Source organism: Methanobacterium petrolearium, assembly GCF_017873625.1.
Taxonomy (GTDB): domain Archaea; phylum Methanobacteriota; class Methanobacteria; order Methanobacteriales; family Methanobacteriaceae; genus Methanobacterium; species Methanobacterium petrolearium.
In genome coordinates this window covers 384,342-396,429 of record NZ_JAGGKL010000001.1, presented here as the reverse complement: position 1 = coordinate 396,429, position 12,088 = coordinate 384,342, and the positions used below count along the sequence as shown (strand labels likewise).

The window sequence follows — 12,088 nt, the reverse complement described above, 5'->3', positions numbered from 1 at the left end:
ACTCAAACCCAGGTGAATCTCTAAAAAAACATATAACTCCAGTGGATGTATTTTTCTATGTTTTAGAGGGCAAAGGCATAGTTGAGATAGGCGATGAAAAACAAGAAATTACAAAAGACTCACTCATTGACAGCCCAGCTCGCATTCCACATTGTTGGTATAATGAAAGTGATGAAATACTCCGTTTTTTAGTGGTTAAAGTTCCCAGACCAACCACAGAAACTAAATTGTTATAAAAAATGAGGCAAAGAGGATTAAAAATGCCTAAAAAAGATTTTGATGAGGATAAAGCATTCGAACAGGAATTGAAGGGTAAAATGGGATGGAAATGCTCATGTTCCCTGGAAATTGTTGATAAAAAATCATCACTACGAGATGTTACTTGTAAAAAATGTGGGAAAACATTCAAGACTGATCGAGACACAGATATGTGCATCCACTGTGAAAGAGGCCAATGAACAACAACACTCACACTTTAATACATTCAAAAGTTAATTAATTTTAAAACTTCATTAAACATATCCCCCATGAAAAGAATGAAAAAAAAATCAAATGAAAAGGAAACTGAAGTTTCCGATGATGTTCAGATAGAACTTTTCTCCACCCCTAATGGTGTAAAAGCCATTAAAAGCCCGGTTAGGGTTAAAATTTTGTCTATGTTAAGGAAGGGTGATCTCAGCTTTGACGAGATTGTGAAACATTCCGGCCGTGCTAAATCCACTGTTTCCAGCCATCTTAAACTTATGAGCAAAGAAGGTATAATCAGCTCCCGTGTGGATCCTGATGATGCTCGAAAGAAGATTTTTTTTATTCAATCAGAATACATAGGTAAATTACATCGTCAGCAGCTTCAGGAAGACATTTCTGCTTATATCCAGAGGTACATTGCAAGTGAAAATGATCCATTTGAGTTCTTTCGTCTGATATTTCACACTTTAAGAATTTCTCTCTTAAGTCAGGGAGTTGATATAGATCCTATACTCTACGAAGCTGGTTTAAAAGTGGGAAAAGCTTTATATGAAAAGGTTAAGGATCCGGATATGACTAACTTCCTGGGAAACATTGCTGCTTTTTGGGAAACTCACAGTCTTGGTTCTGTGGAAGTTAAAGATCTCCAACCTTTAACCATTGGTGTGCAGGATTGTTTTGAATGCAGTGGACTTCCTTATCTGGGTCGGCCTGCCTGTGCATTTGATAGTGGAATATTGGAATCATTGTTCAGTTCATACAACCAAGAAGAAGTAAAAGTTACTGAAACTGAATGTTATGCCCTGGGAGATAAACAATGTAGTTTTGTGATTGAATAAAATTTAAATAATGATATTCAGTATGTTGTCCGACCGTTAGTAGAAAAAAACGCAAATTCATTGAAATATGATTTATTAAATATTAAAAATTTTGACAACATGAAAAATTACTAATATTCTATGGCCCTAAACCTCACTTTAGCAGCTAACCATCGAATTTCACGGTTTTTAGCCTTTAGATATTCCGTATCCTCATCAAGGAATTTGTTAATAATATTTATTAAAACATTTTCTTCGATGACCTCATTGACTAGTTTTAATAATTCATCTTCCTCCAAATCATTATTAAAATTTTTAACCATGACCGGATCTTCCATTAGCCCACCCACTTAATTAGAACAATATTAATTCCAAGAAGAGATCTTATTTTTTTAATTGAATATACCTTAATAAATATTTATAAACATATTCATCTGTTAGTCTCAGCTAACAGGACATTTTTGCTATCGAAATCTTTTAAAATATAATGTAAAGGTTTATCCAGGTTCAAATAGTTTAAAAACTAGCCCCGCAATCCCATATCAATGAGAAATATTATTCAGTCATTTTATTATTTTACCATATTTTTGTAGGTTTTTTGCATTAAAAGAGCATCCTGCTCAAGTAAAGGAGTTTCACATATGATGGTGGCATTCCAACCACATTCAATCAATGCTTCCAGTAATGGTTCCATAGGTGGTCCGTATTCTTTTTCTGTGAGTATGTGATGTTTTCTTTCACCAGCATCGGTGTATTCAATTCTGGTGAAGTGACAGTGGAGAAATTCATGTTCATGACATCCGCCACCCAATTCTTCCTCTAATTTTGCTAATATTTTATGGTAATCATCAATATCTTTAATAGATCCCCTTCCCCGGGCATGTAGATGTGCAAAGTCAATTGTTGGGGCGAAATGATCAAATGACTGACAGATATCTATAATTTCCTCTAAACTACCCAGTTGTGATCTTTTCCCGGTAGTTTCCGGGGCAAATATGAAATTTTCCATTCTTCTGGAATTTAAATCTTCCATCAAGTTAGTTATCGAATTTTTACACCGTTTAAGTGCATCCTGAGGACTGTATTTAGTGTAAAATCCCGGGTGGAAAACAATACGATACGCTCCTATCCATTCGGCAGCCCGGGCTGATTGAATTAACCTATCAATGGAACGTTTTAAAACATCTTCTTTTTGGGCTGCGAGATTGATATAATATGGGGCATGCATTGAAACCCTAACATCATTTTTTTGAGAATTTTCAGCTAGTTTTAATCCCGATTGTTTCTGAATACGCACACCGTAGGTAGCCTGGTACTCATATGCATCTAATCCCAATTCACGTATATAGTCACAGACATCAACTGTTTGACCTTTAAAGCCTATGGGATTACCTGCAGGGCCGAATCTAATATTTTGTTTCATTTTAATCTTCAATGGTTTATTCAAAAATAATTATCATGAAAAAGGATCCTACTCCATAACATCTTCAAAGGCTGATAATGATGCTACTGCTCCTTCAGCACAGGCTACTACCCACTGTTTAATTCCACCGGTTATGTCACCTGCAGCATAGATATCCGGAATGTTGGTTCGCTGGTATTTATCAGTTACAATGTATTTTGCTTTATCTACTTCAACTCCTGCATCCTGAGCAACTTTACTGAGGGGTTCTTCTCCTACTGCAATGAATACTCCATCAATGGGCAATTCCGATTTTTCATCTGTTTTTCTGTTGTAGAGTAACACACTGCCTACCATCACATCTCCCTTTATCTCTTCTACCACAGAATCCCAGATTACAGGTATTTCCTTTTCTTTTAACTTTTCCTGGAGGTATTTTTCTGCTCTCAACTGGTTTCTGCGGTGTATGATGGTTACATGGCATCCCAGACTTTCTAGATAGATTGCTTCTTGAAGAGCTGCGTTTCCTCCGCCCACTACTACAACATTTTTATTTTGGTATAATGGTCCGTCACAGGTGGCACAATAACAAACTCCACGGCCAATAAAATCAATCTCACCCGGTACTTTCAGTCTTCTGTGACGACTTCCCGTGGATATTATGATGGCCTTGGCATTATATTCCCCTTTAGATGTGGTGACAGAAATACTGGTCGAGTCATTTTTAACAATTTTCTTAACTTCCTCCATGTTCCTCACGGTAACATGTTTTTCTACCTGTTTTCTCATCTTCTCCAGGAGATCCTTCCCAGAAATAGATTCAAATCCAGGATAGTTTTCCATGCTGGGCACCATGTACCCGGAACCTGCTCCAGTCATCATCTCCAGAATGACAGCTTTCATTCCCTGTCTTCCAGCATAGATTCCTGCTGTTAATCCTGCTGGTCCTCCTCCAATAATAATCAGATCATATTCTTCCACAGAGCTTTCCATAGGAAACACCTTCACCCTATCCACTTATTCTCACAATGCAAACATTTATCCCATATATTTCTGTAGTTCTTCCTTCAAAAGTTTATTTACCAGTTTTCCATCGGCTTTTCCCTTAAGTTCCTTCATTATCATTCCCATCAGAGGCCCCATGGCCCCCATGTTTCTTTCTTTGACCATTTTTTCCTGGGAAGATACAATGTCCTGAATAATTTCAGCCACCCTTTCATCAGAAAGCATTATAAGATTCAATTTTTTTGCTGCTTCTTCTGGAGATGATTTTTCCTTTAACACTCCCACTAAAACATCTGATACCGCATCTTTGGAAATTTTACCTGCAGAAAGTAACTGGAATGTTCCAAGAAGATGACTGTCAGTTAAATTACCAACTTCCAAACCTTCTCTTCTGAGTTCTTTAAGAGTGTAAGCCAGTAAAGATGCCACAGTGGTTGGTTCAACCTCACACTTTACCACGATTTTTTCAAACTGACTAACTTTATCCTGACGTACTAGTTGACTGGCCAGATCCTCACTTAACTTATACTCAGCTATGATACGGACCTTTTTTTCTTCAGGTAACTCGGGTAGATTAGCCTTAACATGTTCAAGGTGTTCCTGGGATATTACCTGAACTGGTATGTCGGTTTCCACATACATCCGACTGGCGGTTGGTAGGGGTCGGAGATATTCTGTATTTGCATCTTCCAAAGCCTTCCTGGTCTCTTCAGGCACGCCTTCCATGGCCAGTTTTGCCCGGCTCTGAACTTCTTCCAAGGCATTGTGGGCCTTACCACCATCATCAGCCACCAATATGAAAGCATCATCTTCACCAATCCCCAGAAACTCATTAACCTTTTCCACCTCTTCCTGGGTTATTCCATAAGCTGGCAGCTCATCAGTGTGGAAAATACCTGCCACACCCATCTTTTTAGCATACCCTGCTAGTTCAGTTCCGAACCTACGATTAGGTTGTAATTCTTTACCTATCAATCCTCTGAACCCGGCCAGTTTTATTGATAATACTTTACCACCATTTTTCAGGGCTTTAGCCATTATTTTAGATTTTGTTTCACTTAACAACTCACTTAAGTCATAAATGTCATTTTCAACCTCAGCTTTCCGGTTATGGAGTTCTTCACGTATTTTTAAAAGATTAAGTTGACGTTTAACCTCATTTTCCACCAGTAATGGCATGGAATCCAGATCTTGAACTCCTTTAATCTCCACCCGAGCACCTTCCCTGATGGAAATATTTAAATCTTGACGTATTGTTCCTAAACCACGTTTGACCTTGGTGCTGCGCAGTACCTGGCCAATCTGGTAGGCTACTTCACGAACCTGTTCCGGGAGTTTGATGGAAGGATCAGTGGTTATCTCCAGTAATGGTATTCCTAACCTATCCAGACGGAATCCCATGGTCCCCTTCCTTTGACCCATACGACGTGCAGCATCCTCTTCTAAACAGAGGTTTTCTATTACTACCCTCCCATAGGGAGTGTCCATGTGTCCGTTGGTAGCTACCAATCCGGTTCTCTGAAACCCTCCAGTGTTACTTCCATCAATTACCTGTTTTCGCATGGTGTGGAACTCATCCACCACTTGCATGTTGAGTAATGATGCGATTATGAGACCGATCTCCAGGGCTTCTGGATTTAGAGGGTGTGGAGGTTCATCATCTGCTTCCACCAGACAGGTGTGCTCCGAGTAAGCATCATAAAGGAACGTGAGTTTTCTACGAGATTCTTCAAAAGCAGCCCGGTCAATTTTACCCAGCTCACTTTGAGTAGGCCTTAAATATCTTAAAACTCTGTAATCAGGTTTATTATCTGTTAATTCACATTTACAGGGACAGAAGAGTTTTTTGCTTGTGTTGAGTTGCTGGTGTATTTCCAGACCCATCATCAGGCCCAGTTCTTCGTAATCTGTTTTTTCAACCATGTGTATCACCAATTTTATCTCCTGTTATCTCCCGTAATCTTTTATGAAATATTTTGAGGATGATTTTTCCACCAGTTCACCCTTAAGGTTGGTTTGCATTATTTTTTTAACTTCTTCATGCTCGGTGGTCTGTCCTAGAGTCCATACCAGTTTCACATAAGCTACTTCTGGTAGCATGTCACCCACCGGGATCACACCTGCAGATAAAAGTTTACGACCAGTACTGTATACATTCAGATTAGTCCTACCGTACAGACACTGGGAAGACATGGCTACTGGTATTCCTTCATTGATTGCTCTTTTTATGGGAGGAATGAGATAGTCAGGACAGTGCCCCAATCCAGTTCCCTCTATTACCATGCCTTTATAACCTTTATCTATATGGTAATCAATCAATTCTCCTGAAATTCCAGGATAACTTTTAATGAATGCTACTTTCGGTTCTAATGAGTCATTAACTTCCAGTTGGATCTCCTTTCGTTTGGTGTATGGATAATTTTTATCAATGATCTTCACCTTTCCATCCTTAACCTGGGCCATAGGGAGGGTGTTGATACTGGAGAAAGTGTCCCTGCGGCTGGTGTGCATCTTACGCACCTTGGCGCCCCTGTGCAGATAGGTCTGACTATCATTTTCAGTGGCATGCATGCACACCATAACCTCGGCAATGTCTGATTTGGCAGCAGCTACTGAGCTCATAAGGTTAATGTAGGCATCAGATGATGGTCGGTCCGAACTCCGCTGCGCACCAGTTAAAATTATGGGAACCGGTGTTTGGAGGATGAAACTTAAGGCAGCAGAAGTGTAATGCATGGTATCGGTTCCATGGGCCACTACTACCCCCTCAGCACCTTCGGTTATCTCATCAGCCACTGATCTGGCGGCTTGGATCCAGTAGTCCGGTTTCATGTTCTCGCTTAAGATGTTCATTATGGCCTTTCCTGTGATGTTGGCCTCATCCAGGAGTTCTGGAGTGGCCCTCAACAGGTCATCAGCAGTAAAAGCAGGGTGAACAGCCCCGGTTTTGTAATCGATTATGGAAGCCACAGTCCCTCCTGTGGATATGATGGAGATGTCCATTTTTTCCGGGTCTTCCTTAATATCTAATGGTGGAAGATCGATTTTGGGTTTTTCTCCTTTCTCCAGGAGCTTGGCCTCAGCTTCAACTATGTTCACTCCTATATTGTAACCGTTAGCCAGTTTCAACACCACATGCCACTCATCAGCATCTTCAGCCCGGTCCAATAGCATTCCCTGATATTCTATACCATCTTTTTTTATTGAAATTTGATCCCCAACGGATATTTCCTGTGAATCTAAAAATTTTTTGGCTGTTTTACGATAACTCATAGGATTCCTCTTATTCAGTTGATAATATTAATCGTTATAAGATAAAATTTGATAGCAGTATTTTGACATTTTCAAATGAATCATAATTATATTTCTTTTACAATCCCATTTTAGGTTGGTTCTTTATCTGTTAAAAATTTTATAAAATATGTAACATGTATGTAAGTTCTCCAGTTAAAATCTAATATATTCTAAAAAAGTGAATTCGTTGTATAATAATAAAATAAAAATGAAAAAGGAATATTTTATGAATTACACAGGATAGAACCGACAAAAAAATGAAAAAAACTTATAATAAGAATAAGACTATAAAAAATGGTATTAAACCTCCGTAAAACTAAATTAAGCACCTCTCAATTCCTTTTCAGATCCTTTGATACAGAAAAGATCGTATTTAAGATCTAAATCCTCGAATACATCACAATCCGGACAGATACAATCATCTTCCTCCAGGTTACATTCTGATTTACCCAGGAGGCAGTAGATGCCTTCATATTTTTCCTGGGCGCACTGGTTATACATGGGACAATCCGGACAGATACAATCATCTCCCCATTCATCTAAAAACCTTTTATTGATTTCATCTTCTGATAGGTCTTCTTTTGCAATTTTTCCCATTTTTTCCTCAAATTTGTCCATTTTTAACCCTCCAAATCAAGATTTTTATTACCCTACTCCTTTATTCTACACTGATCTTGATTTTTCAATTACTGATCTTTGAATCCCTTTTGTTTCTGCTGGTTAACATAACAAAAGACATGCCTAATAGCAATCCAAGTGCAGATATAACTGAAAACCATTCCAACAGTGGTTTTGGCAACCAAATAGGTATTATGTTAATGGTAATGAAATACAAATCCACAATAATTACAAAAAATCCGTAGTAAACCAGAGATCTGGGAAATAAAGGATGACTCCACATGAAAATGGTTACCAGAACCAGGAAGATCAGTAAGGTTATGAAAAACAGGGCTGACCACATCCAATGCCAAGGTGGATAGTTTTCAGGGAAAATACCCACCATAATCAGGAATATAGCTGCAATGAAGCCCAATATCTGGGTTGTTATAAGTAATTTATTATCATCTTCTCTTTTCAACCATGATAACGAAACAAAAAAAGGTATAAGGATAAATCCAGCTATAATACAACCAAAATTGAAGAACACTGCCCCTTGAGGATTTAGTTCCATGTTTCCAAGGTCACTCATCCAATTTTCAAGAGGAGTGTATTGTCCAGGAAACATCAAATAGGCAGTAAACAGTAAAATTAGAAAAATAAAAACTGCTAAAATCCCTGTCCAAGCCCATTTATTATTTTTATCAATGAATAACATGATATCCCGTCAGTTTAACTTGAAGCATGTTTTTTCTTTATTACTGAAGAATAACTCACCTCGGGGCATATTATCAAGTGGTTGGATAAAAGTCACCCTGAAGTTACGGATTTAATTGAGGATAAAGATTCATTAACCATCCAATTTTATGTTTAAATCTTTATTTCTACACCCACTGGACAGTGGTCAGACCCCATAACATCGGAAAGAATGTAAGATGACTGAACATTGTCTATGAATTCTTGGTTAACAAAGAAGTAATCCAGTCTCCAGCCCACATTTCGTTCTCTGGCACGGGTACGGTAACTCCACCAGGTGTACTGGTCATTTTCCTGGTTGAACTCACGGAAGGTGTCCACATAACCATGGCTCAGGAAACGATCCATCCATTCCCTTTCAATAGGCAAAAAACCCGAAATTTTCTCATTTTCTTTGGGTCTTGCCAGGTCTATCTCATTATGGGCAGTGTTGACATCCCCACAAACTATGATATTCCTTCCTTCTTCTTTAAGGGCGTCAGCATAGTCCAAAAAGGAGTCATAGAAGTCTAATTTGTACTTTAGTCTTTCCTGGGACATTTTACCATTGGGGAAGTATATGTTGAAGAGTACAAAATCCCCATAATCAGTTATGAGTGTACGACCTTCACTGTCGAATTTGGGAATTCCAAAACCCTGTTTAACATTTTCCGGTTTCATACTGGTGTAGGTGGCCACTCCACTGTATCCTTTGCGTTCTGCTTCAGAAAGGTACAGATGGTAGCCATTAATATTTCTGATGTCTGCTGGGAATTGTTTACGAATGGCTTTGGTTTCTTGAATACATAGTATATCTGGTTTATCCTTACTAAACCAGTCAAGGAATCCTTTACGGTGCACTGCCCTGATTCCATTGACGTTCCAGGATAATATTCTAATTTTCTTCATTTTCCACCTCAAAGTGACATTGACATGATTTTACCTTTATTTTTACCATTATTTTACGAGAAAATTTATTTTATAGTATTTTTATGTTATTTTATCTAATTCTTAGATTAAACAATAACTAATTTATCTTTTAGTCTCCACAAGATTTCTAATCTTCTGCATATCAACTTTCCTCTGGAACAATGGAGTTTTTTTATCATAATACACGCTGAGGTTCTCTTCAAAGGTTCTCTTGTTGCAGTTGGTGTAAAAGATTCCCAGTGGATATTCTCCAGTTTCAATGGCTCTCTGGAAGGCAAGGTTCCTGTTGCTGGGATCATGGTCATCTTCCAGATAGTATGTGTGTTCTTTGAACCAGTTTCTAGTGTTTACCTTATTGAAAGACACACAGGGTTGAAAAATATCAACCAATGAGTATCCTTTATGTTTTATGGCTGCTTTTAAGATTTCAATGGTTTGTTTACGATCTCCACTAAATGCTCTGGCCACAAAGGATGCGTCAAGAGCAATTGCCACCGTTAATGGGTTGAATGGTTCTAAAAATACTCCGTCAACTTGTAAAGGTGTGTTGAAATCTATCTGACTGGTGGGTGATGCCTGTCCCTTGGTTAGGCCGTAAACCATGTTGTTATGCACCAGGTTGGTAAGGTCCGGATTACGTCTGATGGTGTGAATGAAGTGGTTGCCCCCCTCACCGTACATACAACCATCTCCACTCACATCGATAACTGTTAACTCAGGGTTAACTGCTTTTATACCTGTTGCCGGGGATAGAGACCTTCCATGCAGGCCGTTGAACACATTGCCCTTGATGTAGTGAGGTAGTTTTCCTGCCTGTCCTATTCCTGATACAAAAACCAGGTCTTTTGGTGGGATTTCCAGTTCAGCCAGGGCGGTTTTGAGACTGCGCAGGATTGATAAATTACCACATCCCGGACACCATGCCACATCTACCTCTGGCATGTCAAAATCTCTAGGTTTCATTGAGACCCCTCCTTGCCACCGGAAGTATCAAGGTTTTCAATACCCATAAATCTTTTAAGATTCCTTTCCACTTCTTCCACCGAAAATGGCATTCCATTGTACTTTAAAACTTTTTCCTGTATTTCAAAACCAGTTTCAAGTTTTATAAGGTTAGCAAGTTGTCCCTGGGCATTGTTCTCAAATATTATAACATCTTCCGCATTTTCCAGATATTTAACCACTGATCTATGGAATGGATAGGCCTGTTTCATATGGAGGAAACTTATTTTCTTTTCCTTATCACTTTCAAGAATATTTTCTAGGGCCTCTCTGATGGGCCAGTAGGTGGAACCCCATCCCAACACCAGTTCCCTGTAATCATCTGGACCCACAAGTTCAGGGGGAACAGCATCCTCCTTGATTTGTTCAATTTTTTTTAACCTTTTATCAACCATCTGGGTCCTTAAATCCAGGTTTTCAGTGATGTGTCCCTCTTCATCATGCTCATCTGAGTCAACAACCACCAATCCATCGCCATATCCTGGTATTCCCCGTGGAGTGACACCATCATGGGTGATGAGATAGCGCTGATATTCTGGAACGGTTTTAACCAGATAATCTTCATTTTCATCATCTTCCAGTGGGAGGGATGGAATGTTATAATAACAATCTACAAAGTACTGGTCTGATAAAATGAAAACCGGGATCTGGTATTTTTCAGCCAGATTAAATGCTTTTTGAGTTAATGTGAATGCATCTTCCAGTTTTCCTGGTGCAAATATAATTCGGGGAAATTCGCCAGGCCCAGAATAGAGTGCCAGGTTCAGGTCTTCCTGACTGGTTCGGGTGGGAAGTCCTACAGCCGGACCAGGCCTTTGGGCAATGTAAATAACTAGGGGAGTTTCTATCATTCCAGCCAAACCTACGGCTTCACCCATTAGGGCAAATCCACTGCCTGATGTGGCCACAATGCTCCGTGCCCCTGCATAAGATGCTCCCAGAGCCATGTTTATGGCTGCTATCTCATCTTCTGCCTGTTCATATACTATTTCAAATTCATGGGCATTACTGGCCAGGAAATTCTGAAGTGGAGTGGATGGAGTCATGGGATATGAAGACATGAATCTGCAGTTTCCAACCAAACAACCAAATCCCACAGCATCAGTCCCATTCATTAAAAGTTCATCACGAACTTCTGACTGACCAGAGAGCGAAACTTGAATCAACTCTGATTTAGATTCCATTAACTCTCTACCCATCTGGTAACCTGCTTCCCCTGCTTTCAAATCATTTTCCAGTATTTTAGCACCTTTTCGAGTGAACATGTCACTGATAAGCCCGTCAAATATCTCTTTAGGAATGTTCAAGATGCTTGATATAAATCCTGCTGCTATTACATTGGCAAATATGAGTCCTCCGATTTCCTGAGCAGTTTCCATTAGAGGGATCTCAATAAAATTATCAGTATTCTCACCATGTTCCAGGAAAATGAACTCTTCTTTTACATTTTTAAGATGTTCTGGATCACCTATTATTAAAGTATCACCAGATATTCTGTTTTTAAGATGTTTTATGGCTCCAGAGCTAAGTGCTAGTAAAATATCAATCTGGTTAACATATGAAGCAACTCGGTGGGATGATACTCTTATTTCTGTAGAGTTCTGTCCTCCCCTGACCCGTGACATGTATTCTTTGGTGGAAAAAATATGGTAACCACTCTGTTTAATAGCCTGAGCCAGTATCGCTTCCACAGTCTGAATTCCCTGCCCTGCTTCACCACACAAAACCAGGGAAATATCTTCCTTTTCTGATAAAAAAACCATTAATTCACCCCCATCTCACATAATTCTACAGTTATAAGTCCATTCAAACCCCTAAACCATTATATCTCTTTACA

The 12,088-nt window shown here is 39.1% G+C and carries 13 protein-coding genes; 3 read left to right on the top strand and 10 right to left on the bottom strand.

Features of this window, described 5'->3' with window-relative positions; translation table 11 throughout:
* The first annotated feature begins 41 nt into the window (after positions 1-41).
* The 3 genes from J2743_RS12020 to msvR all read left to right on the top strand — a co-directional run bounded on the left by J2743_RS12020 (position 42) and on the right by msvR (position 1,307).
* Entirely contained in the window at positions 42-236 is a 195-nt protein-coding gene (locus J2743_RS12020) for a cupin domain-containing protein (RefSeq protein WP_337971849.1), read from the top strand.
* 24 nt (positions 237-260) lie between these two features.
* Complete coding sequence (locus J2743_RS01875) at positions 261-458, top strand: hypothetical protein (RefSeq protein ID WP_209624800.1); 198 nt, start codon at positions 261-263, stop codon at positions 456-458.
* A 78-nt stretch (positions 459-536) separates the two neighbouring features.
* Complete coding sequence (msvR, locus tag J2743_RS01870; RefSeq protein WP_245247915.1) at positions 537-1,307, top strand: transcriptional factor MsvR; 771 nt, start codon at positions 537-539, stop codon at positions 1,305-1,307.
* 110 nt (positions 1,308-1,417) lie between these two features.
* Here msvR and J2743_RS01865 read toward each other — a convergent pair whose 3' ends face one another.
* From J2743_RS01865 to J2743_RS01820, 10 genes are all read right to left on the bottom strand, one after another.
* Positions 1,418-1,624: a hypothetical protein gene (locus J2743_RS01865; protein ID WP_209624796.1), complete on the bottom strand. Its 207-nt coding sequence runs from the start codon at positions 1,622-1,624 to the stop codon at positions 1,418-1,420.
* A gap of 233 nt (positions 1,625-1,857) precedes the next feature.
* A complete protein-coding gene (locus J2743_RS01860; protein WP_209624794.1) occupies positions 1,858-2,709 on the bottom strand; it encodes a TIM barrel protein in 852 nt (283 codons plus the stop codon).
* Positions 2,710-2,757: 48 nt separating this feature from the next.
* Positions 2,758-3,669, bottom strand: coding sequence for a thioredoxin-disulfide reductase (gene trxB, locus J2743_RS01855; protein ID WP_209624897.1), 912 nt, complete (start codon positions 3,667-3,669; stop codon positions 2,758-2,760).
* Positions 3,670-3,726: 57 nt separating this feature from the next.
* The gene (gene gatE, locus J2743_RS01850; RefSeq protein WP_209624792.1) at positions 3,727-5,616 is read right to left on the bottom strand and encodes a Glu-tRNA(Gln) amidotransferase subunit GatE; all 1,890 of its coding nucleotides are present in this window, start codon (positions 5,614-5,616) and stop codon (positions 3,727-3,729) included.
* A gap of 24 nt (positions 5,617-5,640) precedes the next feature.
* On the bottom strand, positions 5,641-6,966 hold the full coding sequence (gatD, locus tag J2743_RS01845; protein WP_209624790.1) for a Glu-tRNA(Gln) amidotransferase subunit GatD: 1,326 nt from the start codon (positions 6,964-6,966) through the stop codon (positions 5,641-5,643).
* A 342-nt stretch (positions 6,967-7,308) separates the two neighbouring features.
* Positions 7,309-7,605 (bottom strand): DUF2769 domain-containing protein, encoded by a 297-nt coding sequence (locus J2743_RS01840; protein ID WP_209624788.1) that lies wholly within the window; start codon positions 7,603-7,605, stop codon positions 7,309-7,311.
* A gap of 64 nt (positions 7,606-7,669) precedes the next feature.
* A complete protein-coding gene (locus tag J2743_RS01835) occupies positions 7,670-8,302 on the bottom strand; it encodes a DUF998 domain-containing protein (protein WP_209624786.1) in 633 nt (210 codons plus the stop codon).
* Between the two features lie 152 nt (positions 8,303-8,454).
* Positions 8,455-9,228: an exodeoxyribonuclease III gene (locus J2743_RS01830; RefSeq protein ID WP_209624784.1), complete on the bottom strand. Its 774-nt coding sequence runs from the start codon at positions 9,226-9,228 to the stop codon at positions 8,455-8,457.
* Between the two features lie 123 nt (positions 9,229-9,351).
* The gene (locus J2743_RS01825; protein WP_209624782.1) at positions 9,352-10,212 is read right to left on the bottom strand and encodes a thiamine pyrophosphate-dependent enzyme; all 861 of its coding nucleotides are present in this window, start codon (positions 10,210-10,212) and stop codon (positions 9,352-9,354) included.
* The gene (locus J2743_RS01820; protein WP_209624780.1) at positions 10,209-12,014 is read right to left on the bottom strand and encodes a 2-oxoacid:acceptor oxidoreductase subunit alpha; all 1,806 of its coding nucleotides are present in this window, start codon (positions 12,012-12,014) and stop codon (positions 10,209-10,211) included. The genes J2743_RS01825 and J2743_RS01820 overlap by 4 nt, the downstream gene beginning before the upstream one ends.
* Positions 12,015-12,088: the final 74 nt, after the last annotated feature.

Excerpts from the sequence above, each read along its gene's own strand:
- J2743_RS01875 (WP_209624800.1), top strand. The coding sequence starts at position 261 with ATGCCTAAAAAAGATTTTGATGAGGATAAAGCATTCGAACAGGAATTG.
- msvR (WP_245247915.1), top strand. The coding sequence starts at position 537 with ATGAAAAAAAAATCAAATGAAAAGGAAACTGAAGTTTCCGATGATGTT.
- J2743_RS01865 (WP_209624796.1), bottom strand. The coding sequence starts at position 1,624 with ATGGAAGATCCGGTCATGGTTAAAAATTTTAATAATGATTTGGAGGAA.
- J2743_RS01860 (WP_209624794.1), bottom strand. The coding sequence starts at position 2,709 with ATGAAACAAAATATTAGATTCGGCCCTGCAGGTAATCCCATAGGCTTT.
- gatE (WP_209624792.1), bottom strand. The coding sequence starts at position 5,616 with ATGGTTGAAAAAACAGATTACGAAGAACTGGGCCTGATGATGGGTCTG.
- gatD (WP_209624790.1), bottom strand. The coding sequence starts at position 6,966 with ATGAGTTATCGTAAAACAGCCAAAAAATTTTTAGATTCACAGGAAATA.
- J2743_RS01840 (WP_209624788.1), bottom strand. The coding sequence starts at position 7,605 with ATGGACAAATTTGAGGAAAAAATGGGAAAAATTGCAAAAGAAGACCTA.
- J2743_RS01835 (WP_209624786.1), bottom strand. The coding sequence starts at position 8,302 with ATGTTATTCATTGATAAAAATAATAAATGGGCTTGGACAGGGATTTTA.
- J2743_RS01830 (WP_209624784.1), bottom strand. The coding sequence starts at position 9,228 with ATGAAGAAAATTAGAATATTATCCTGGAACGTCAATGGAATCAGGGCA.
- J2743_RS01825 (WP_209624782.1), bottom strand. The coding sequence starts at position 10,212 with ATGAAACCTAGAGATTTTGACATGCCAGAGGTAGATGTGGCATGGTGT.
- J2743_RS01820 (WP_209624780.1), bottom strand. The coding sequence starts at position 12,014 with ATGGTTTTTTTATCAGAAAAGGAAGATATTTCCCTGGTTTTGTGTGGT.